20 protein-coding genes and 1 tRNA gene are annotated in these 21,629 nt (G+C 68.7%); 8 read left to right on the top strand and 13 right to left on the bottom strand.

The genetic code is table 11. The annotated features are described in order from the left end of the window. Positions 1 to 85: 85 nt before the first annotated feature. Positions 86 to 1,450: a 30S ribosomal protein S12 methylthiotransferase RimO gene (gene rimO / locus J2851_RS06665; protein ID WP_209765127.1), complete on the bottom strand. Its 1,365-nt coding sequence runs from the start codon at positions 1,448 to 1,450 to the stop codon at positions 86 to 88. Positions 1,451 to 1,771: 321 nt separating this feature from the next. Here rimO and J2851_RS06660 point away from each other — a divergent pair, with 321 nt between their 5' ends. After that, positions 1,772 to 2,218 (top strand): MarR family winged helix-turn-helix transcriptional regulator, encoded by a 447-nt coding sequence (locus J2851_RS06660; protein WP_209765126.1) that lies wholly within the window; start codon positions 1,772 to 1,774, stop codon positions 2,216 to 2,218. Positions 2,219 to 2,449: 231 nt separating this feature from the next. Here J2851_RS06660 and J2851_RS06655 read toward each other — a convergent pair whose 3' ends face one another. The 6 genes from J2851_RS06655 to J2851_RS06630 all read right to left on the bottom strand — a co-directional run bounded on the left by J2851_RS06655 (position 2,450) and on the right by J2851_RS06630 (position 8,278). Continuing rightward, positions 2,450 to 2,839 carry a response regulator gene (locus J2851_RS06655; RefSeq protein WP_246500476.1) on the bottom strand — a complete coding sequence of 130 codons (390 nt, stop codon included), beginning with the start codon at positions 2,837 to 2,839 and terminating at the stop codon, positions 2,450 to 2,452. Continuing rightward, positions 2,817 to 4,859, bottom strand: coding sequence for an MASE3 domain-containing protein (locus tag J2851_RS06650; RefSeq protein WP_246500475.1), 2,043 nt, complete (start codon positions 4,857 to 4,859; stop codon positions 2,817 to 2,819). Before J2851_RS06650 ends, J2851_RS06655 begins: the two co-directional genes overlap by 23 nt. 139 nt (positions 4,860 to 4,998) lie before the next feature. Beyond that, on the bottom strand, positions 4,999 to 5,385 hold the full coding sequence (locus J2851_RS06645; RefSeq protein WP_209765124.1) for a ribbon-helix-helix domain-containing protein: 387 nt from the start codon (positions 5,383 to 5,385) through the stop codon (positions 4,999 to 5,001). 102 nt (positions 5,386 to 5,487) lie between these two features. Beyond that, positions 5,488 to 6,198 (bottom strand): Crp/Fnr family transcriptional regulator, encoded by a 711-nt coding sequence (locus J2851_RS06640; protein WP_209765123.1) that lies wholly within the window; start codon positions 6,196 to 6,198, stop codon positions 5,488 to 5,490. Between the two features lie 68 nt (positions 6,199 to 6,266). Beyond that, complete coding sequence (locus tag J2851_RS06635) at positions 6,267 to 7,031, bottom strand: TfuA-like protein (protein ID WP_209765122.1); 765 nt, start codon at positions 7,029 to 7,031, stop codon at positions 6,267 to 6,269. Next, entirely contained in the window at positions 7,028 to 8,278 is a 1,251-nt protein-coding gene (locus tag J2851_RS06630; protein WP_246500474.1) for a YcaO-like family protein, read from the bottom strand. The genes J2851_RS06635 and J2851_RS06630 overlap by 4 nt, the downstream gene beginning before the upstream one ends. A gap of 302 nt (positions 8,279 to 8,580) precedes the next feature. Here J2851_RS06630 and J2851_RS06625 point away from each other — a divergent pair, with 302 nt between their 5' ends. Together J2851_RS06625 and J2851_RS06620 are read left to right on the top strand one after the other, a co-directional pair. Next, complete coding sequence (locus J2851_RS06625) at positions 8,581 to 8,889, top strand: ribbon-helix-helix domain-containing protein (RefSeq protein ID WP_209765120.1); 309 nt, start codon at positions 8,581 to 8,583, stop codon at positions 8,887 to 8,889. A 91-nt stretch (positions 8,890 to 8,980) separates the two neighbouring features. Beyond that, positions 8,981 to 11,272: an alpha-galactosidase gene (locus tag J2851_RS06620; protein WP_209765119.1), complete on the top strand. Its 2,292-nt coding sequence runs from the start codon at positions 8,981 to 8,983 to the stop codon at positions 11,270 to 11,272. On the opposite strand, the gene J2851_RS06615 is transcribed toward J2851_RS06620, so the two are convergent. After that, positions 11,239 to 11,541: a DUF1488 family protein gene (locus J2851_RS06615; protein WP_209765117.1), complete on the bottom strand. Its 303-nt coding sequence runs from the start codon at positions 11,539 to 11,541 to the stop codon at positions 11,239 to 11,241. The genes J2851_RS06620 and J2851_RS06615 overlap by 34 nt on opposite strands. A gap of 119 nt (positions 11,542 to 11,660) precedes the next feature. Here J2851_RS06615 and J2851_RS06610 point away from each other — a divergent pair. Continuing rightward, positions 11,661 to 11,735 (top strand) — tRNA-Gly (locus J2851_RS06610). Between the two features lie 74 nt (positions 11,736 to 11,809). On the opposite strand, the gene J2851_RS06605 is transcribed toward J2851_RS06610, so the two are convergent. Beyond that, positions 11,810 to 12,871: an inorganic phosphate transporter gene (locus J2851_RS06605; RefSeq protein WP_417281613.1), complete on the bottom strand. Its 1,062-nt coding sequence runs from the start codon at positions 12,869 to 12,871 to the stop codon at positions 11,810 to 11,812. 81 nt (positions 12,872 to 12,952) lie between these two features. Between J2851_RS06605 and J2851_RS06600 the strand changes: the two genes are divergently transcribed. The 3 genes from J2851_RS06600 (at position 12,953) to J2851_RS06590 (ending at position 15,159) form a co-directional block, all read left to right on the top strand. Continuing rightward, a complete protein-coding gene (locus J2851_RS06600; protein WP_246500473.1) occupies positions 12,953 to 14,062 on the top strand; it encodes an NUDIX hydrolase in 1,110 nt (369 codons plus the stop codon). A gap of 66 nt (positions 14,063 to 14,128) precedes the next feature. Next, the gene (gene rraA / locus J2851_RS06595; RefSeq protein ID WP_209765115.1) at positions 14,129 to 14,626 is read left to right on the top strand and encodes a ribonuclease E activity regulator RraA; all 498 of its coding nucleotides are present in this window, start codon (positions 14,129 to 14,131) and stop codon (positions 14,624 to 14,626) included. Between the two features lie 8 nt (positions 14,627 to 14,634). Continuing rightward, positions 14,635 to 15,159, top strand: coding sequence for a P-loop nucleotide/nucleoside kinase family protein (locus J2851_RS06590; RefSeq protein WP_209765113.1), 525 nt, complete (start codon positions 14,635 to 14,637; stop codon positions 15,157 to 15,159). A 30-nt stretch (positions 15,160 to 15,189) separates the two neighbouring features. Here the strand turns inward: J2851_RS06590 and J2851_RS06585 are convergent, their stop codons facing one another. Beyond that, positions 15,190 to 15,480, bottom strand: a complete 291-nt coding sequence (locus J2851_RS06585; protein WP_209765112.1) for a hypothetical protein — start codon at positions 15,478 to 15,480, stop codon at positions 15,190 to 15,192. A gap of 108 nt (positions 15,481 to 15,588) precedes the next feature. Further along, the gene (locus J2851_RS06580) at positions 15,589 to 16,797 is read right to left on the bottom strand and encodes an MFS transporter (protein ID WP_209765111.1); all 1,209 of its coding nucleotides are present in this window, start codon (positions 16,795 to 16,797) and stop codon (positions 15,589 to 15,591) included. A 131-nt stretch (positions 16,798 to 16,928) separates the two neighbouring features. On the opposite strand from J2851_RS06580, the gene J2851_RS06575 reads away from it, so the two are divergent. After that, positions 16,929 to 17,705 (top strand): AraC family transcriptional regulator, encoded by a 777-nt coding sequence (locus tag J2851_RS06575; protein ID WP_209765110.1) that lies wholly within the window; start codon positions 16,929 to 16,931, stop codon positions 17,703 to 17,705. Between the two features lie 102 nt (positions 17,706 to 17,807). Here J2851_RS06575 and J2851_RS06570 read toward each other — a convergent pair whose 3' ends face one another. Together J2851_RS06570 and acnB are read right to left on the bottom strand one after the other, a co-directional pair. After that, a complete protein-coding gene (locus J2851_RS06570) occupies positions 17,808 to 18,785 on the bottom strand; it encodes a toll/interleukin-1 receptor domain-containing protein (protein WP_209765109.1) in 978 nt (325 codons plus the stop codon). Between the two features lie 124 nt (positions 18,786 to 18,909). Continuing rightward, positions 18,910 to 21,495, bottom strand: a complete 2,586-nt coding sequence (gene acnB / locus J2851_RS06565; protein ID WP_209765108.1) for a bifunctional aconitate hydratase 2/2-methylisocitrate dehydratase — start codon at positions 21,493 to 21,495, stop codon at positions 18,910 to 18,912. Positions 21,496 to 21,629: the final 134 nt, after the last annotated feature.

Raw genomic sequence — 21,629 nt, 5'->3', positions numbered from 1 at the left:
GTGGAGCCGCAGGCGCAACCCAACACGCTTCCCGGTGCAAGGAACCGTCGGGTTTCGCTGCGCTCCACCCGACCGACGAGCTTGCTTACTCGGGACGCTCGATGGAGCCCCAGAGGTCGTAGTCGTCGGCGTGCTCGATGGTCACGTCCACGATGTCGCCGGGCTTCACGTTGGTCTCGCCGTTCAGGAAGACGTTGCCGTCGATCTCCGGCGCGTCGGCGTAGGAGCGGCCGATGGCGCCTTCCTCGTCGACCTCGTCGATGATGACGCCCAGCGTGTAGCCGATCTTCTGCTTCAGCCGCTCGGCGCTGATCGCCTTCTGGGTCTCCATGAAGCGCTCCCAGCGCTCCTGCTTGACCTCTTCCGGCACGGCGTTCGGCAGGGCGTTGGCGGCCGCACCCTCGACCGGCTCGTACTTGAAGCAGCCCACGCGGTCCAACTGCGCCTCCTGCAGCCAGTCCAGCATGAACTGGAAGTCCTCCTCCGTCTCGCCGGGGAAGCCGGTGATGAAGGTGGAGCGCAGCACCAGATGCGGGCATTCCGCGCGCCACTTCTTGATGCGGTCCAGCTGCTTCTCCTGCGCGGCCGGGCGGCGCATGGCCTTCAGCACGGTGGGGGAGGCGTGCTGGAACGGGATGTCCAGGTAGGGGAGGATGCGCCCCTCCGCCATCAGCGGAATGACCTCGTCCACATGCGGGTAGGGATAGACGTAGTGCAGGCGCACCCAGACGTCGAAGTTCGCCAACTCCTGGCACAGGTCGAGGAAGCGGGCCTTGACCTTGCGGCCGTACCAGTCCTCCTCCGCGTATTTGCGGTCGATGCCGTAGGCGCTGGTGTCCTGGGAGATGACCAGCAGCTCCTTCACCCCGGCGGTCGCCAGCTTCTCCGCCTCGCGCAGGACGGAGGCAACCGGGCGGCTGACCAGGTCGCCGCGCAAGGACGGGATGATGCAGAAGCTGCACCGGTTGTTGCAGCCTTCGGAAATCTTCAGGTAGGCGTAGTGGCGCGGCGTCAGCCGCAGCCCTTCCGGCGGTACCAGGTCGGTGAAGGGGTCGTGCACCGGCGGCACGGCGTCGTGCACGGCGTTGACCACCTGTTCGTACTGGTGCGGGCCGGTGACGGCCAGCACGTCGGGGTGGACCTCCCGGATCATGTCCGATTCCACGCCCATGCAGCCGGTCACGATGACCCGGCCGTTTTCCTTGATCGCCTCCCCGATGGCCTCCAGCGACTCCTTCTTCGCCGAGTCGAGGAAGCCGCAGGTGTTCACCAGCACGACGTCGGCCCCGTCGTAGGACGGCGAGATCTCGTAGCCTTCGGCGCGCAGGCGGGTGAGGATGCGCTCCGAATCGACGAGCGCCTTCGGGCAGCCCAGGCTGACGATGCCGACCTTCGGAGTCGTCGCGGCGCTGGTCTTGGAACCGGGGATGGAGAGGGGCGTGCTGGTCATGGCGCGCATATATAGGCGAGTCGGGGTGCAACGCCAGCCAAAACGCATGGCTCCGTTCGTACAGGAGGTGGTAGCTGCCCTGCGGCGCGGGGGTGCGACACCATGTGTAGGGCGCCGCCCGACGCCGCTGTTTCGTTTTGTGCGCGCATGGCTTAGTGTTGGCTTCACCGTGACCGTGGCCGCGCTGGACTTCGCTTCGCTCGGCTGATAGTCTGGTGGTCGTATAGCCTCTAAATGGTGTAGACTCCGGCAGCGTCAAGGCACTGCGCGGCGCCGTTTACGGGTTCTGCACGCTACAGTAACCATCGAGACCCGGTCGTCATGTCGAAAAGCCCATCGTCACAGGCGTCGGCGCAAGCGATCGCCGAGGTCATGATGCACATCGGCCATCTTGCGGACAGCATGGGCTACACGCAGGGTCTGAAGCCGTCGCAATGGACCGCCCTGCGCTATTTCGCGCGCGCCAACCCCAGCCAGCGGACGGTGTCCGCCTTCGCCGAGTTCCACGCGACCACGCGCGGTGCGGCCTCGCAGATGGTCGAGGTGCTGGTGACCAAAAGCCTGTTGACCCGCGTCCCGGTGCCGGAAGACCGCCGCGTGATCCAGCTCCACCCCACGCCGAAGGCGCTGGAGCTGCTGGAGAACGATCCGCTGAAGGAATTCGCCGGCGTGATCGCGGCGCTGCCGGGGCCGGACCAGCTGCAACTGGCCGATCTGCTGTCGCGGGTGCTGCGCGGGCTTCTGAACAAGCGCCAAGCCGCGGCCTGATCCGGCCGCCTTCCCGATTCCAATTGTGCTCGATAGGTCTGCGCTGGAAGGGCGGGCGGGGCGCTTATTGTTGTGGAATTCCCTCCCACGCCCCGGCCCGCCGGTTCCTATCCAAACCTTACGGTTTAGAGACGTAACTTTTACCGGGGCAGAGACGGGCTGTCAAGACGGCGGGGTGCGACCTTCGGACGCTGTGGTCCTACCAGCGGGCCGCGCCGGCCGTGGCGGTGGTCAATGGCCGTTGTCGGCCGTTTCCGCCAGCAGGCGCGCCACGGCCTTCTTCAGCTCCTCGTTCAGGAACGGCTTGAAGAGCACGGCGTCGGCCGCGAACATCTCCGCCATCTTCAGGGCATAGCCCGCCGGCAGGTTCGGCGCGCCACCGGACATCGCCAGCACCTGGGTCTTCGGATGGCGCGCGCGCGCCTCCTTGATGACCTCCAGCCCGTCGGCCTCGGGCATCAGGACGTCCGTCACGATCAGGTCGAAGGTCTCCCCCTGGAGCAGTTCGATGGCGACCCGGCCGTTCTCGGCCGAGGACACCGTGTGGCCGGCCTGCTCGATCACCTCCGTCACGGCCAGCCGAACCGCCGCGGAGTCCTCAACGACCAGCACCTTCGCCATGAACCGCCATCCCATGTGTCGTTTCGCCCGTGGCGCCGGCGTGGGCGACGGGCAGGTCGATGATGAAGGTTGTACCCCGGCCGGGCGCGCTGTCGACCAGGATATCGCCTCCGCCGTTCCTTACGATACCATACACAACCGAAAGCCCAAGCCCTGTCCCTTTGCCGACGGGCTTGGTCGTGAAGAACGGGTCGAACACGCGCTGGCGCGTCTGCTCGTCCATCCCGCAGCCCGTGTCGGCCACCGTCAGGCGGATGTAGGCGCCTTCCGCGATCTGGCGGCGGGACGCGTCCGGCTCCCGCACCGCCACGCCGTCGGCGGCGATGGTCAGGGCGCCGCCGTCCGGCATGGCGTCGTTGGCGTTCTGGATCAGGTTCAGCAGGACCTGGGTCAGCTCGGTGGCGGTGATCGTCACCGGGGCGAGCCCCGTGCCCACGCGCGTGCTCACCCGCAGGCCGGCGGACAGCGACGGGGTAGCCAGCTGAACGGCGGAGCGGACGGCTTCCTCCAGGTCGCCCGGCGGCGACTCGGTGACCTCGACCCGCGCGAACTGCAGGACGTCGCGCATGATGTCGCGGGCCTTCAGGCCGCTTTCGTGCACCGCGTTCAGGTAGAGGCGCAGCTTGGCGTCCTCCCCGACGCGGCCGAGCGCCAGCTCCGACAGGCCGATGATGGGCTGCAGCAGGTTGTTGATCTCGTGGGCGAGCCCGCCGACCAGGCTGCCCAGCGCGGCCATGGTCTGCTTCTGCTGGGCCGCTTCGGCCGCCTGCCGCCGGCCGGTGATGTCGCTGGTCGTGCCGCGGTAGCCGAGGAAGGTCCCGTCCGCGTCGTGCCGGGGCATGCCGCTGACCAGGACCCAGCGGGTCGACCCGCCTGGCGACGCCAGCGGGAAGGTCAGCCGGCGGAAGGGCTCCCGCCGGCGCAGCGCCTCGGCCAGCGCGGGGAAATCCTCCGGCGGGCGGCCGGTGTCGAGCAGGTCGGCGTGGGTGAAGCCCAGAAGCTCCGCGCCGCCGCGCCCGGTCGATTCCTCGGCGCGCGGGGACAGGGAGGTGAAGCGCCCGCGCGCGTCGGTTTCCCAGAACCAGTCGTTGGAGCATTCCAGCAGCGCCCGCCAGCGCCCCTCGCTCTCGCGCAGCTCGCCGGTCCGGGTGGCGATCAGCGACTCCAGCCCGCCGAGATGGTCGCGCAAGGCCTCCTCGCTGCGGCGCATGCGGTAGAAGGCCAGGTCGTAGGGGTTCTTCAGGGCGGTGACGGCGATCGCCTTGTAAAGCAGATAGAAGGACAGGATCTTGATGAAATGGCCCGCCGCGTTCAGCAGCCCGTGCGGGTCGTTGTAGAGCGTGAACACCATCTCCTGCGGGATCAGCAGGGCGAATCCGGCAAGCGTCAGCCCGTAGACCCCGGGATCGAACTGCCGCCGGCGCCGGATCAGCAGCAGGCAGGACAGGGCGGCCATGCCGCTGATCACATACTCGCTGCCGACCTTGAAGGGGCTCAGCCCCAGGCCGGGGATGTAGCAGTCCGGCATGATGTCGAAGGTGAAGATGGCCAGCAGGGAAATGGCCATGACGCCGGCCTGGACCAGCAGGACGTCGCCGGTGCGCAGGCGCGTTTCGGCCAGCAGCGGGGCGGCCAGGAATATGGCGGCCTGGACGTAGCGGGCGGCGATCCACAGCTCCGTCGCCAGGTTCGGACTGCCCTCCCCGATGACGTTCATGCCCTGGAAGGCGACGCTGTGCAGCAGGTCCAGCAGGGCCACCGCGGGCAGGGACAGCCCGACGAAGGCCAGGAAGGGCGACTGGTTGGTCTCCCGCGTGTTCCACGCGATCATGAAGATCGAGACCGACACGACGACGGCGAACAGCTCCGCGCAGAGGTGGAACAGCAGGTAGTTCTGCCGCATGACCAGGAACAGCACCCCCATCGCGGCCACGATGAAGGCCACCTCGGGCAAGGCCGAGCGATCCCACGGGCGGCGGGGCGGCGGAAGGCTGGAAAGGGACGGCTCGGCCGTGCTCATGCGCTGGGCGGCTCTGCGACGGGGCGGGAGCCGCAGTCTCGCAAATTTCAGACGAATTGCGCCAGCAGCCTCTTTGTCGCGCCCCGGGAAACCACAGCCACCGCCACAGCCCGCGGACGCGTGGATCAGGGCTGACGGATCAGAGCTGCTTGGGCGCGGGGGGTAGGTCGAACGGCGTGCTGACGAACGGGTCGCCGCGGCCATGGCCGGCGCGGTCGTGACCCTTTTCGGTCGCCGCCTTGCGGTAATAGCCGACGATGAAGACGCGCACCGCGTTGGACAGCGACACGCTGGACACGCGGCGCGACCGCCGGGACTGCGAATCGAGCCGGTCCTTGAGGTCGCTGCACAGCTCGTCCACCGTCAGGTCTTCGCGGCGGCAGATTTCGTCCAGCGCTTCCCAGTAGGACGGTTCCAGGCGGATCTGCGTGGCGTGGCCGAACAGCTTCACCGTTCGCGCCTCCAGAGGCACGACGCCGGCCGGCGGCGGGAGCGCGCTGGTTTCCTGAGACCCCTGATCAGACATGACCATAACCTTCCCCAATACCGCCCGGTTCATGCTCAGCCGCACTATAGCGCGATTGAAAGAGATTGCGATGACAAAACTAATTGTGTGTGCCCCTATGCGTCAAGGCACGCGGTCGGACTCTCCGGCCATGTCTTTCAGCAGATGAAGATCGGTCACCACGATGAAGCCCTTGGTGTAGGTGATCGCACCTGAATTCCGCAACGCGCGCAGGCTCTTGTTCACCATCTCGCGGGTGACGCCGAGCATGGCGGCGAGCGATTCCTGGGACACGGCTTGGTTGACCCGGATCCCGGAGGCGCTGCGCTGGCCGTAGGTGTCCACCAGAAGCAGGATTCGCCGCGCCAGCCGCCGGGGGACGTCGTGGAAGACGGCGTCCTCGATGTTCTCCGACACCCAGCGCAGCCGCTCGCACAGCATCGCCATCATGCCAATGCACAACTTCGGGTGGCGTTCCAGGAAGGAGATGAATTCCGGCCGGTCGACGCGGAACAGTTCCGACGGGCGGAGCGCCGCGGCGCCGGCCGTCCGTTCCTTACCGTCGATCAGGGCGATCTCGCCCAGCACGTCGCCCGGATTCAGGATGTTCAGGAGCATCGTCTTGCCGTCCACCGAGGAGGTGGAGACGGCGATCTGCCCCTTCAGGATGGCGTACAGGCAATCGCCGGGATCGCCCTTGGTGAAGACGGTCTGCCCCTCGATGAAGCGCGACACGCGGCCAAGCGCCACCAGTTCGGCCATCTGGGCGTCATCGAGCCCGCTGAGAAGCCGGTTGCGGCGCAGAACCGTGCCGACGTTTTTGAGTAATCCCATGCTCGTTCAAGCTGTCGTCCGCTTGCCCGCGCCCCGACGGGGGCGCGCGGTCGCTCTCGCCCGTCACTCTACCCCAAGCGCTCCCGGTCGGCGAGCGATGCCGCGTCGCGGACGGCCCGGTCCCACAGGACGGTGCGCTCGAAGTGGAAGCGCGCCTCCGGCGCCGCCACCCCCTGGGCCGCCCAGCGGCGCATGACGCGCAGCATCTCCCGCGCGTCGTCACGCTTCTGGTCGAAGCGGCCGTTGGGCAGCCACAGCTTCAGGTCGGCCAGCTCCTCCTCCGGCACGCCCTGGTCGGCAGCCAGCCGCAGCACCCGCCCATAGCCGCGGTCGCGGTAGGGCAGGGCCTTGGCGATGCCCTCCAGCTGCCGGGCGGTGGCGGCCGGGATGACGTCGTCGGCGACCGCGTCGGCCAGGGTGCGGCGGATGTTGACCATCGCCTCCGACAGGCTCGGGTAGCCAAGCTCGGCCGGGCCGTGGATCACCGCGACCTCGTCGTCGTCCTCCAGCCGCCCGTCGCGGAAGGCCTCGAAGATGGCGCCGACCCCGATCATGCCGAAGGGGTGCAACTCCGCCGCGCGCAGCGCCCCCATGCTGGACGCGCCGAACACCGCCACGCCCTGGTCGATGGCGTGCAGGATCTCCTTGTGCCAGACCGAGGGGATGTTCTCGAAGAAGCCGTCCACGATCCCGATGGCGCGCGGCTTGCGCGCGCACAGGCGGATGATGTCGCCCTGGGCCACCGGCGGCAGGTAGGCCGCGTCCAGGTCGCGCGCGGCCTCCGCGCGGGGCAGGGTGGGGCCGAGGAAGACGTACAGGCCGCTCGTGCTCATGATTCCTCTCCGGCGCCCAGGTCGATAACAGCGCGCGCCCGCGCGCCCAGCAGGTAGTCCGGCGACTCGTCGATCCCCTCCAGGCCGGGGATGACGACGCGGGCCACGGGGATGCCGAACTCCGGCTTGGTCAGGTCCACGGCCACCACCTCCTCGATGCCGACGGCGCGCAGCCGGTCGAGCTGGTGGGCGAGGTCGTCCTCGATGGTGCGGCCGGAGAAGGTGGGGACGGTTGCGAAGTCGCGCACGCCCGTGTCTTCGGTGATGCGCCTCTTCCAGCGCTCGTGCTGGACCGGGTCGAGGTGGCGTTCGTATTCGGCGCGGGGCATGTCGTCGCGGGCCCCGGCGATGAAGGTCAGGCGGCTCTGCGCCGCCTCGGTCAGGGCGCGGGACAGCGCGACTTCGCGCGCCGCGTGGCAGCCCATGCCCAGCGCCGGCCGGATGGACTGCTGCGGCGCGTCCTCCCGCGTCACGATGCGGCAGAGGAAGGCCGGAAGGCCGATGTCGCTGGTGATCTCCCACAGGCCGACGTCCACGCCCGCCGCGTCGAACCGGTCGAGCAGGGACGCGCAGACCGGGTCCGCGACCGTGGCCGGGTCGATGCGCGTCGCCTCCTGCGCCTCCAGGCCGCGCAGGCGCCACAGGGTGGCGCCGTCGCGCTCCACCAACTCGGTGATCGCGTGGCCGATGGCCTCCGCCAGCGAGTTGCCCGAGGCCAGCCCGTTCGACCCCGCGACGAAGCTGCCCGATCCCGGCGGCAGGGGCAGCGTGAAGTTCAGGTGCACCATCTCGAACGGCACCCATTTCGGGCCGCCGCCCAGCAGGTCCGTCCCCTCCACCCACAGCATCGGCGTGTGCGGGGTGAAGCCGGAGGCGAGCCTGGGCAAGCGCTGCACGTCCACGATCGGGTGGGACCAGCGCAGCTCCTCATAGCTGCCGTACTTCAGCGGCAGGGTGATGCGCTCCGCGTGGTAGCTTTCGACCGACTCCATGACGCCGGACGCCTTGGCGGCGGCCAGCGTCACGCCCTTGCCCTGCGCGACCGAGACGGAGCGGGAGTTCGGCCGGGTCACCATCACCACCGGGATGCCGACCATGTCCAGCCCGGTGACGTTCGCCACGCGCGTGATGCCCATGACCGGAAGGAAAGGGGCCACGCGGGCGAGCGTCTGCTCCGGCGCGACGATCCGGTGCGTGCCCGTGGTGTGGACCTTCACGGCCTGCTCGGTGCTTGTGCGGAGGTCCATGGCTGTCCGTTTGCGCTCGAATGGCATGGAAGAGGCTCGGGAAAGGGCGCGCCGGGACGGCGATCCGCTTCGGCTGAAGGTGAAGGGCGTACCACGAACGGTGGAGGATGCCCAGGCCGGGCCGGCCCGGTCCCCCGCCGCAGAGGCCGCGCCGGGATGGCGTGAATACCGCGGTATGCCACAGCTTTGGACCCTGGCGACGGTCCGCACTGTGAAGTTCTTCACACAGCGAGAGGTGGTGCCAGGGGTAAAAATTCGGCATTCGGCGCCGCCCGGCGCCAGGCCGAGACAGGACCGTTCCCATGAAGATGGACCGCCGCATTCCCCGCGCCCTCGACGAGATGGCCGACCTCAGCTCCCTCTCCGCGCAGCCCGTCGTGGTCTCGCGCTCGGTGTCGCTCGGCGGTCGCCGGGCCAGCCTGCGCCTGGAGGCGACGATCTGGGACGGTCTGAAGGACATCGCCCAGCGCGAGGGCAAGTCGGTGGAGGCGCTGTGCGCGGACATCGACGCCAGCCGCACCCAGGGCATCCCCTTCGCCACCAGCGTGCGCGTCTATGTGCTGAACTATTTCCGCACCGCCGGCACCTCCTTTCCCGCCCTGGTGAACTGAGCCGCAAGTCGGGCTGACGACCCGGCGCCTTGCCGCCGCCCGCTTTCGGCGACACCTCCCTTCCTCCCCGAAACCGCGGAAGGATGGGAGGATGGGACAGCGAACCGGGGGGCGAAGCGGGACCCGAGCCGGCATTGCCCGGCGCCGCCTGCTTGCCGGCGTCGCCGCCGCAACGACTCTGGCGGGGCTGCGGCCTCGTGTCGCTGCGGGATCGACTCCCGACGGTGCGGCGCCCCCTGCGCCCGAGATCCTGCGGCTCGACGGGCCGGGGACGACGCTGCTTTTGCTCCGACACGCCCGTGGGCTGCCGGAGATCGCCTGGTGGGGCAGTCGCCTGCCGGACGCGCTGGACGGGGCGTGGCTGCGCGACGTCCGTGCGGCCGGCCGGCCCAACAACCGGCTTGACCGGCAGGTCCCCGAAGCGACCCTGATGCCGACGGTCGGGCTGGACGTGCAGACCACGCCGGCCCTCGTCGCCCACCGCGGCGGCCTGGACTGGACCGCGGCCTTCGACGTGCGGGAGGTGCGCCGGGACGGCAGCGCCTGCGTGGTCGTCGCCCAGGACCCGGTCGCGCGCCTGTCGCTGGAGCTTCACCTCGATCTCGGCGACGACGACGTCCTCACCAGCCGCAGCGTCCTGGTGAACGAGGGCGATTCGGGGCTGGTGGTGGACCGCATCGCGTCGGGCGTCTTCCTGCTGCCCGCCGCCGTGGCGGACCTCCGCGCGCTGGAGGGGCGCTGGGCGCGGGAGTTCCAGGAAACCAGCGTCCCGCTGGCCCGCGAAGCCCTGACCATCGAGACGCGCGGCAACCGCACGCAAACCCACTTCCCCGGCCTGCTGGCCGGCCTTCCCGGCAGCGGCGAGGAAACCGGGACCGTCTTCGGCGTCCAGCTGGGCTGGAGCGGCGGCCACCGCCTGACGGCGGAGCGCGTGACCGACGGGCGCGTCCTGGTCACAGTGGGGGAGCTGTTCCACCCCGGCGAGGTCATCCTGGGGGCGGGCGAGCGGCTGGAGACCGCCACCGCTCACGCCGCAGCGTCGGCCGAGGGTTGGAGCGGGCTGTCGCGCCGCTTCCACGCCCACGCGCGCCAAAAAGTGCTGCGCTGGCCGGGCGGGACCATGCGCCCGCGTCCGGTGACCTTCAACACCTGGGAAGGCAACGGCTTCAAGCTGGACGAGGCCCGCCTGATGCAGCAGGCGGAGGCGGCGGCACGGCTGGGGGCGGAGCGGTTCGTGCTGGACGACGGCTGGTTCCGCGGCCGGCGCAGCGACCGCGCCGGGCTCGGCGACTGGACGCCTGACCCGGCCATCTTCCCCAACGGCTTGGCGCCCCTGGCCCGCCGCGTGAACGAGTTGGGCATGGAGTTCGGCCTGTGGGTCGAGCCGGAGATGGTCAACCCGGACAGCGACCTGCTCCGCGCGCACCCCGACTGGGCCCTGGGCGTCCGCGGACGCGATCCGGTGACCTCGCGCCGCCAGCTCGTCCTCGACCTCACCCGGCCGGAGGTGACGGAGTACCTGTTCGAGGCCATCGACCGCCAGCTGCGCGAGGCGCCGATCGCCTACTTGAAATGGGACATGAACCGCGACCTGACGGACGCCGGCGACGCCGCCGGCCGACCGGCCTACCGGCGTCAGGCGCTGGCCGTCTACGCGCTGATGGACCGTCTGCGGGCGGCGCACCCGGCGCTGGAGATCGAAAGCTGCGCGTCGGGCGGCGGGCGGTCCGACCTCGGCATTCTGGGCCGCGCGCTGCGCGTCTGGCCGTCCGACTGCACCGACGCGCTGGAGCGGCTGGACATCCAGCGCGGCTTCCTGCGTTTCCTGCCGCCGGAGATCATGGGCGCGCATGTGTCCGCCAGCCCCAACCACCAGACCGGCCGGCGCCACAGCCTGGGCTTCCGCGCCGCCGTCGCCCTGTTCGGGCACATGGGGGTGGAGCTTGACCCGCTCTCCCTGCCGCCCGATCAGGCGGCGGAGCTGGCGGAGTGGATCGCCCTGCACAAGCGGTTGCGCCCCTTGCTGCACGGCGGCCTGCACCACGCCGGGCCGGAGCTGGACGGGCGGCGCGTACAGGGGGTGGTCGCCCCGGACGGCGGCGAGGCCGTCTACCTCGTCGCGCAGCGGACCAGCCCGTCGGCCGCCATCCCGGCCCCGCTGACCCTGCCGGGGCTGGACGACGCACAGCTCTACCGGCTGACCCTGCCCGGGCCGCAGGCGGTGCGGGGCTACGCCCCCTCCGACGCGCAGAGGCGGCTGACGGGGGAGGGGCTGGTGTCCTCCGGCGCGCTGCTGCGGCAGACCGGCATCCTGCTGCCGGAGCAGCGGCCGGAGACCGCCCTGCTCCTTCACGCCGAAGCGGTCTCCTCCAACGCCCGCTGAACCGCCCGGCTGGTCAGGTGGAGGCTGGCGTCGGGGGGCAAGCCGCGGTCGACGATCTTCCGCGCCGCGGCCCGCTGGTAGGCGGCACGGTGCGCGGCGAAATGGGCGAGCCCATCGGCCGGTTCCGGCTGCCGAAGGCCGAGCAGCGCGCGGAAGGCCAGCCGGTGCACCACGCACCGTCCCCGGTGCCCGTCCGGGGTGAAGACCAGGGAGTCGATCGCGCGGCTCCACTCCGCGTCGGGCGGCGTCGGCACGGCGGCAGTCCTCATTTCAATGGATCCTCACGTCAATGGCTCCTCGTTTCGATGGAAAAATGATGCGTCCTGTCAAAAGGTCCTTGCCAGCGTGAGCGCCAGCGGGTATACGGGCGCTCCTCCGACGGAGCGGCGCGGGCGTAGCTCAGGGGTAGAGCACAACCTTGCCAAGGTTGGGGTCGAGGGTTCGAATCCCTTCGCCCGCTCCAGTCACGGAGGACACCGAAAAAGGGCGGCCGTCTGGCCGCCCTTTTCGTTTGCACCCCTTGTTCAGTGCTGCCCCTCACCAGAGGAGCAGCGAGACCTCGTAGAACAGGGCGCCGACCAGCGCCGTCGCCGGCAGCGTGACGACCCAGGCGATGACGATGCCGTGCGCCAGGCCCCAGCGCACCGCGCTGGTGCGGCGGGTGGCGCCGACGCCGATGATGGCGCCGGTGATGGTGTGGGTCGTGCTGACCGGCACGCCCAGCCAGGTCGCGGCGAACAGCGTGAGGGCGCCGCCCGTCTCCGCGCAGGAGCCCTGGACCGGCTTCAGCTCCGTCAGCTTCGACCCCATGGTCTTCACGATGCGCCAGCCGCCGAACAGCGTGCCCAGCCCCATGCAGGCCTGGCAGCTCAGCACCACCCAGAAGGGCACGTAGAACTCCGCCCCCAGCATGCCCTGGGAATAGAGCAGCACGGCGATGATCCCCATGGTCTTCTGCGCGTCGTTGCCGCCGTGCCCCAGGCTGTAGAGCGAGGCGGAGACGATCTGCAGGTGCCGGAACAGCCGGTCCACCGCGAAGGGCGCCCTGCGCCGGAAACCCCAGGAGACGGCGATCATCATGATGCTCGCCAGGACGAAGCCGACGACGGGGGACAGCACGATGGCGGAGGCGGTCTTGGCCAGGCCGGAGACGACCACCGCCCCCCAGCCGGCCTTCGCCACGCCGGCGCCGACCAGCCCGCCGATCAGCGCGTGGGAGGAGCTGGACGGGATGCCCAGCCACCAGGTGATCAGGTTCCAGACGATCGCCCCCATCAGCGCGCCGAAGATCACGTTGGCGTCCACGACCCCACCGCCGACGATGCCGGTGCCGATGGTCGTCGCCACATGCAGGCCGAAGAACAGGAAGGCGATGAAGTTGAAGAAGGCGGCCATCGCCACCGCGGCCTGCGGCTTCAGCACGCGGGTGGAGACCACGGTGGCGATGGAGTTGGCCGCGTCGTGCAGGCCGTTCAGGAAGTCGAAGAGGAGGGCGACGCCGATCAGCCCGACGACGATGGGCAGGGCGAGGGTTGCGGCTTCCATGGGGATCAGATCGGTGTGGTGGCGGAGGAGGCGCGGGCCTGTGTCGCGCGTCATGTATCATTCCCGGCGCCCGAGGGGAGTCACAAAAGTATCATGGACGCCTTATCCGGGCCGGAACGGACCCCATGCGGCGCGATGACCGGTGATTTGCGCGCCCGCCGCGCCTATCTTGCCGGGACGGCTCAACAGGGGGTGGTGCGGCGCGTGGCGGACGGGACACAGGTGGGGTTGGCGGTGGCCATTGTCGCGGTGAACGGGGCGTCCGCCGCCGGCGCCGTGCCGCGCGTCGTGACCGTGCGCAGCGGTTTCGAGATCCCCGAGTCGCACCGCCGCGGCGACGAGCCCCTGCCGCACCGCGACTCCCTGCCCGGCGCGCCCTTCGACCCGCGGCAGTTCCGCACGCTCCAGGACGGCGTGCGCGCGGTGGCGGAAGGCCGGGCGGGGCTGGCCCTGCGCTATGTGGAGCAGCTCTACAGCTTCGGCGACCGTTACCGCGACCCGCACGAGCTGTTCGGCGGCGCGCGCTCCCTGGTGGTGGGCTATCTGGCGCTGGTGCGCGAGGCCCCGTTGCGCATGGGGGACGGCGAAGCGGGGGCGGAATGGCGCGACCTCTACGACTTCTTCCCCTGGGAGGACTGGCGCGACGAAAGGCCTCATCTGCTCGACTCGGTGATCCGCCCGGCGCTGGCCCGCTGGGTCGCGGCCGCCCCCGACGAGCCCTCCCGCGCCCGCCGGGGCGAACGCGCGGGCATGGCCTTCGCGCTGGACGGGGCGCCGTGGGATTCGGAACGGGTGCTGGAGCGGTACGAGCTTCTGTACGAGGCCGGGCTGGTGGTGGAGGCCTTCCGCGACCACGACCTCGCGCGCCGCGCCGGGGTGGAGACCGCATCGGCCCGCCTGGAGATGCCGCGCGCGCTCGGCCGCCCGATGGCGCGCGACGGGCGCCGCATCCTGGCGACGGCGCTTGAGAGGCTGCGCGGCAAGCTGAAGTACCGTCCCATCGTCTTCGAGCTTCTGCCCTCCACCTTCACCCTGAACCAGCTCCAGCAGGTGGTGGAGGCGCTGTCCGGCGAGCGGCTGCACAAGCAGAACTTCCGCCGCCTGATGATCTCCGGCGGCCTCGTGGAGCCGACCGGCCGGTTCGAAAGCCAGACCGGCGGGCGCCCCGCCGAACTCCACCGCTTCCGCCGCCACGCGATCCTGGAACGCACCAGCACGGGTGCAGTGGACGCCGCGGAGGATTGACCCCTACGGTCGGTGGATTATGCTCCCCGCAAACACAACCGAACTCCGCTTGGGGAGCGAAATCGCATGACCGCGTTCGACAGCACCTGCGACCTCTACGACCGCTTCGAGAAGACCGCCCGCGTCGCCGACCCGGTCTTCCGCGACTTCGGCGCACGCCGCAAGTTCGCCGGCGAGGCGGTGACCATCAAGTGCTTCGAGGACAACTCCCGTGTCAAGGAGACGCTGGGCACGCCGGGCCGGGGAAAGGTGCTGGTGGTGGACGGCGGCGGCAGCCTGCGCGCCGCCCTGATGGGCGACCTGATCGCCAAGGACGCGGTGAAGAACGGATGGGAAGGCGTGGTCATCCACGGCTGCGTCCGCGACGCCGCGGTGCTCGCCACCCTGGACCTGGGCATCAAGGCGCTGGCCGCGATCCCGCGCAAGACCGTGCGCAACGGCGAGGGGCAGCGCGACCTGCCCGTGACCATCGCCGGCATCCGCGTGTCCCCCGGCGACCTCGTCTTCGCCGACGAGGACGGCGTCCTGGTGCTGACCGCCGCGGAGTTCGGCGCGGCCGGGTGAGGCACGGCATGTTGATCGTTCTGGGCGGGCTTCCCGGAACCGGCAAGACGACCATCGCCCGCGCGCTGGCGACGCGGCTGGGGGCGCTCCACCTGCGGATCGACACCATCGAGCACGCGCTGCGCGGCGGTGCCGACGCCGAGGTTGGGCCGCATGGGTATGTGGTGGCCTATGGGGTGGCGGCGGACAACCTCCGGCTCGGCAACCGGGTGATCGCGGACTGCGTCAACCCGGTCCGGGCCACCCGCGAGGCGTGGCGCGCGACGGCGGAACGGGCCGGCGCGCGGCTGGTCGAGGTGGAGGTCGTCTGCTCCGACCCCCAGGAGCACCGCCACCGCGTCGAGACCCGCCGACCCGACATCGACGGCTTCCGCCTGCCCAGCTGGGCGGAGGTGACCGGCCGTGACTACGAGCCCTGGGACCGGCCGTTCCTCGTCATCGACACCGCCGGCCGTTCGGTCGAGGCGTGCGTCGCGGAGGTTTTGCGTCATGCGGCGGAGTTCCCTCCCCCGTCGAAGATGGGGGAGGGTTAGGGTGGGGGCCCAACGCGACAACGCCCCTCATCACCCCGCAACCTTCCGCCACCCCAACCGCTGGAAGCGCGATTCCAGAATGGTCGGCGTCGCGCAGGCGTAGCCGAACCAAGCGCCGAGCACCATCAGGATCCCGCTGGGCCACAGCAGAAGACCGATGACCGTCAGCACGGCGTGGATCGCCGCGTGCATCCACTCGCCCTTCATGGCGAAGTAGAACGGACCGCCGAAGAAGGCCCGGACGCCGTCGCGGTTGGACACCGCCTCCCGTTGGCCGTTCGCCGGGTTCTCGAAGATCATCGCCGATGCTGCCGTCGCCATGGTCGCCTCCCTGTTTTGTTTGAAGCAATGTTGGACGGCGAGGGTGGGGCCGTCGATGGCGCATCCGAATTTTCCCGGATGGTGGAGGATGCCGCCACCGCGACACGGCTATCGGCCCACGTCCTTCGGCGGGACGTTCGGCAGAAAGACGGCGAGCAGGCCGAGCAGGGGCAGGAACGCGCAGGCCTGATAGACGAAGGCGATGCCCATGCGGTCGGCGACGACGCCCAGCCCTGCGGCGCCGATTCCGCCGATGCCGAAGGCCAGGCCGAAGAACAGGCCGGAGATCATGCCGACCCGGCCGGGCATCAGCTCCTGCGCGTAGACCACGATGGCGGGAAAGGCCGAGGCCAGGGCCAGCCCGATGACCGCGCTCAGCACCACCGTCGCCGTCAGCCCGACGTGGGGCAGCAGCAGCGTGAAGGGCAGGATGCCGAGGATGGACACCCAGATCACCGTCTTGCGGCCGATCCGGTCGCCGATAGGACCGCCGATCACCGTGCCGGTGGCGACCGCCGCCAGGAAGACGAACAGGCAGAGCTGCGCCGTGTCGGCCGGAAGGGCGAAGCGCTCCATCAGGTAGAAGGTGTAGTAGCTGGTGATGCCCGCCAGATACACGTATTTGGACAGGATCAGGGCGATCAGCACCGCCACCGCCCGGCCGACCTGCCCACGGCTCAGCCCCTCGCGGTGCAGCGCGGCCCCGCGTCGCGCCGGGCGGGCGTGGCCGTTGCGCTCGTACCAGCGGCCAAGCGCGGTCAGGATGGCCATGCCGCCCAGCGCAGCCAGGGCGAACCAAGCGAGGCTGTCCTGCCCGCGCGGCAGGATGACGTAGGCGGCGAGCAGCGGGCCGAGCGCGGACCCGGCGTTCCCGCCGACCTGGAACAGCGACTGCGCCAGCCCGTGCGCCCCGCCCGACGCCAGCCGCGCGATGCGCGAGGCCTCGGGGTGGAACACCGACGAGCCCAGGCCCAGCAGCATCCCCCCGGCCACCAGCGCCGGGAAGTTCGGCGCGAAGGCCAGCGTGACCAGCCCGAGCAGCGACGCCCCCATGCCGGCGGCCAGCGAATAGGGCAGCGGCCGGCGGTCGGTGAAGAGCCCGATGAGCGGTTGCAGGAGCGACGCCGTGATCTGGTAGGTCAGCGTCAGCAAGCCGACCTGCGCGAAGCTGAGGTCGAAGCCGCCCTTCAGGATGGGATAGATCGCCGGCAGCAGCGACTGGACCATGTCGTTCAGCAGGTGGCAGACGCTGATCGCGCCGAGGACGGGAAGGGCGGTCGCGCTGGCCCTTGGCCGGCTTAAGGTGGTGTCGGTCACGAAAAGGACCCTCTCTGACGCCCGCCGGGCTTTCCGGCGAGACGCTGCGTTGCTTGGAAACCACCGCAAGCCTATGGTGCGCCGCAAGGGCCTGCCACCGCGGTCAGGTCGATTTCCTACGAGACTGGGCCATGGTCCGGAACGTCCGCATCAACGAGGTCGAGGGGTGCCCCAGCCCGCTGATCGCCCTGGGGCACGACTACGAGGACGGCGGCTGGCTGGCTGCCCATTCGCACCGGCGCGGACAGCTGATCTCGGGCGCGACGGGCACACTCGTCCTGTCCACGGCGCAGGGCCGCTGGGTGATGCCGCCGCACTGCGGCCTGTGGATCCCACCCGGCGTCCTCCACGAGGTCCGCATGATCGGCGCGGTCACCACCCAGAGCCTGTACCTGGACCCCGCCTTGGCTGACGCCATGCCCGCCCGCTGCGAGGTCGTCGAACTGTCGCCCTTCGTCCGCGGCCTGATCGCCCGCGCCCTCGACATCCCCGTGGACTACGCGCCGGACAGCCACGACGGCGCGGTGATGGCCCTGCTCCAGCACGAGATGCGGCGCCTGCCGGCGCAGCCGCTATCGCTGCCCTTTCCCGCCCACGCGGCGCTGGCCGCGCGCTGCCGCCGCTTCCTCCAGGAACCGACGATCCGCGCGACCATCGAGGACTGGAGCGCCGACCTCGGCATGAGCCGCCGTACCTTCACCCGCCTGTTCCGCCGCGAAACCGGCCTCAGCTTCGTCGCATGGCGCCAACAGGCCTGTCTCGTCTCCGCCCTGCCGCGTCTGGTCGCCGGAACCCCGGTCACGACCGTGGCCCTGGACCTCGGCTACGACAATCCCGCCGCCTTCACGACGATGTTCAAGCGCACCCTGGGCGCCGCACCGAGGGCGTATTTGGCGGGGAATGGTTGAGCGACGAAGTAAATCGTAGGTTGGGTGGAGCGCAGCGCAACCCAACACCATCGTTATGCAACGTATGTTGGGTTCCGGCTGCGCCTTCACCCAACCTACGAATCAGGGCAGGCGACGTGCTAATTCTTCAAGCACCAAAGCGCTTTCATGTAACGGCGCTACTCCCGCGAGCATGCCATGGTTTAGGGCTCTAGTACGATGGTCATCGGGATATGGTGGTGGGCCATAAAGACGCCGTCTCAGCTCATTCCATAGAGAGACGGCTTCAGGGCACAGCTCTGATCTCCATCTATTGTTGTGTTCATTTGAAATTGCAGACATCTTTCTGCAGTGTTCTTCAAAACTGAGAGATTCGTTGAAAAATATTCCTCTCGAAACGTCTCGCGCGGCTGCTTCAAAAGAGCGCATTCGTGCGCATATGTTAGCTACACGGCTTCTCATTTCCTCAGAAGAAAATAAGCGTAAATCTTGAACTGAAGATAGCAAGGGATCTGAAGAAGTTTTGCTTGCGTTCTGGTGTTGCTGAATTCTTTTATCTTTTGCTAAATTGCATATTCCTTCTACAACATCGGTCCAGGCTTCGTCTTGATCTGCCCATGACTTGACATGTTTGCCGCCCGTGGGCAACGCTTGAAGATGGCCGAACGCGCTTTCTTGCCAGAACGGAGTAGAGCGGAGGATAATGGGAGCTACGACGCAATCTCTTAATTGCTGTCGTTTCAATGCCGGTGTCAACTCTTCGTCCCAAATGAATTTTGATGCCATAAAATCAGGTGAGACTAAAAGAAGAATGATCTCTGCTGCATTGAGCTCCGATTTGATCGCATGGCGCCATTCCTCTCCTGCGCGGATTTGTGTGTCTTCCCATGACTTGATATCAGGAAATAGACGAGTTGCAGCCTTAAGGTGAGTGCAGAGATCGTCGAAAAAAAGTCTGTCCTTGTGGCTGTAACTAATAAATATTTTCATGGCGCATTCTCTTACTGGAAGATTGTATGGATCTTCGTTGTTGCAGTTAAGGATTGAATATCTCAAATTGCTGTTCTGAGTATAATAGCTAAAACTAACGAGCTTGACCATATAAGAGAACAGCCCCGCCGGATCGCTCCGGCGGGGCTGTTCTCTTCAACAAACGCGCACGCACCCGCCCTCCTCCCCCCTCCCCCCGCTTGCGCGAGGGGAGGGGAAAGGGCGCAGGTCTCCGTTACGCCGCAACCGTATCCGCGACTTCCTGGAAGTCCTTGATCTGGTCGAAGTTCATGTAGCGGTAGATGTCGCCGGCCTTCTGGTTGACGACGGTCACGCGCTCCAGGTACTCGGCCGGGGTCGGGAGCTTGCCCAGCAGGGCGGCGACGGCGGACAGCTCGGCGGAGCCGAGATAGACGCGGGTGTCGATGCCCAGGCGGTTGGGGAAGTTGCGGGTCGAGGTGGAGATGGCCGTGGAGCCCTTGCGGATCTGCGCCTGGTTGCCCATGCACAGCGAACAGCCCGGCATCTCCATGCGGGCGCCCGACTTGCCGAGAACGCCGTAATAGCCTTCCTCGGTCAGGATCTGGGCGTCCATCTTGGTCGGCGGGGCGATCCACAGGCGGGTCGGGATGTCGCTCTTGCCGTCCAGGATCTTGCCGGCCGCGCGGAAGTGGCCGATGTTGGTCATGCAGGAGCCGATGAAGACCTCGTCGATCGTGTCGCCGGCGACCTCGGACAGCAGCTTCACGTCGTCCGGGTCGTTCGGGCAGGCGACGATCGGCTCCTTGATGTCGGCCAGATCGATGTCGATCACCGCCGCGTACTCGGCGTCGGCGTCCGGCTCCAGCAGGGACGGGTTGGCGATCCAGGCTTCCATCGCCTTGATGCGGCGGCCGAGCGTCCGGGCGTCCTCGTACCCGTTCGCGATCATCCACTTCATCAGGGTGATGTTGGAGCGCATGTACTCGATGATCGGCTCCTTGTTCAGCCGCACCGTGCAGGCGGCGGCGGAACGCTCGGCCGAGGCGTCGGACAGCTCGAACGCCTGCTCCACCTTCAGGTCGGGCAGACCCTCGATCTCCAGGATGCGGCCGGAGAAGATGTTCTTCTTGCCCTTCTTCTCCACCGTCAGCAGGCCCTGGCGGATGGCGTAGAGCGGGATCGCGTTGACGAGGTCACGCAGCGTGACGCCCGGCTGCAACTCGCCCTTGAAGCGGACCAGCACCGACTCCGGCATGTCCAGCGGCATGACGCCGGTCGCGGCGGCGAAGGCGACGAGGCCCGAGCCGGCCGGGAAGCTGATGCCGATGGGGAAGCGGGTGTGGCTGTCGCCGCCGGTGCCGACCGTGTCCGGCAGCAGCAGGCGGTTCAGCCAGGAGTGGATGACGCCGTCGCCCGGACGCAGCGCGACGCCGCCGCGGGTGGAGATGAAGGCCGGCAGCTCGCGGTGGGTCTTGACGTCCACCAGCTTCGGGTAGGCCGCGGTGTGGCAGAAGGACTGCATGACCAAGTCGGCGGAGAAGCCGAGGCAGGCCAGGTCCTTCAGCTCGTCGCGGGTCATCGGGCCGGTGGTATCCTGGGAGCCGACCGTGGTCATCTTCGGCTCGCAGTAGGTGCCCGGACGGACGCCCTTGCCCTCCGGCAGGCCGCAGGCGCGGCCGACCATCTTCTGGGCCAGCGAGAAGCCCTTGCCGCTGTCGGCCGGGGCCGACGGCAGGCGGAACAGGGTCGACGGGGCGAGACCCAGCGCCTCGCGGGCGCGGGCGGTCAGGCCGCGGCCGATGATCAGCGGGATGCGGCCGCCGGCGCGCACCTCGTCGAAGATCACGTCGGACTTGACGGTGAACTCCGCGATGACCGCGCCGTTCTTCAGGGCCTTGCCCTCATAGGGGCGCAGTTCGACCGTGTCGCCCGTCTCCATCTGCGAGACGTCCAGCTCGATCGGCAGGGCGCCGGCGTCTTCCATCGTGTTGTAGAAGATCGGGGCGATCTTGGAGCCGAGGCACACGCCGCCGAAGCGCTTGTTCGGGACGTAGGGGATGTCCTCGCCCGTCCACCACAGCACGGAGTTGGTGGCCGACTTGCGCGAGGAGCCGGTGCCGACCACGTCGCCGACGTAGGCGACCAGGTTGCCCTTCGCCTTCAGATCCTCAAGCTGCTTGATCGGGCCGCGGACGCCGGCTTCCTCCGGCACGATGCCGGGGCGCGGGTTCTTCAGCATGGCCAGCGCGTGCAGCGGGATGTCCGGGCGCGACCAGGCATCCGGGGCCGGCGACAGGTCGTCGGTGTTCGTCTCGCCCGACACCTTGAAGATGGTCAGCGTCAGGCTTTCCGGAACGGCCGGGCGGGAGGTGAACCACTCCGCGTCGGCCCAGGACTGGATCACCGCCTTGGCGTTGGCGTTGCCCTTGTCGGCCAGCTCCTTGACGTCGTGGAAATAGTCGAACATCAGCAGCGTGGTCTTCAGGCCGGCCGCGGCGGCCGCGCCGCACTCCGCGTCCTCCAGCAGGTCGATCAGCGGCTTGATGTTGAAGCCGCCGAGCATGGTGCCCAGCAGCTCCGTCGCCTTGACGCGGGAGATCAGCGGCGAGGACTCCGTGCCCTTCGCAAGGGAGGCCAGGAAGCCGGCCTTCACCTTCGCGGCGTCGTCCACGCCCGCCGGGACGCGGTGGGTGATCAGGTCGACCAGGAAGTCTTCCTCGCCCTTGGGCGGATTGAGAAGGAGGTCGACCAACTCCCCGGTCTGCTTGGCCGAAAGCGGCAGGGGCGGAATTCCGAGCGCGGCACGCTCAGCGACATGCTGGCGGTAAGCTTCAAGCACGGTTCGATCCTCTCATCCAAGGTTTCTCAATCGACATCCGTTCCCCCCGACTTGGGGCGCCGCGGCCTTGTCCCGGTTCTTCCCTCCGACCGGCCACCGTCCACTTGCGCGCAATTGCGCGGCCATGCACCAGG

The sequence above is a fragment of the Azospirillum rugosum genome (genome assembly GCF_017876155.1).
GTDB classification, from domain to species: Bacteria; Pseudomonadota; Alphaproteobacteria; order Azospirillales; family Azospirillaceae; genus Azospirillum; species Azospirillum rugosum.
Note: the sequence above shows the minus strand (reverse complement) of the source record. Positions and strands in the feature narration are given on the sequence as shown.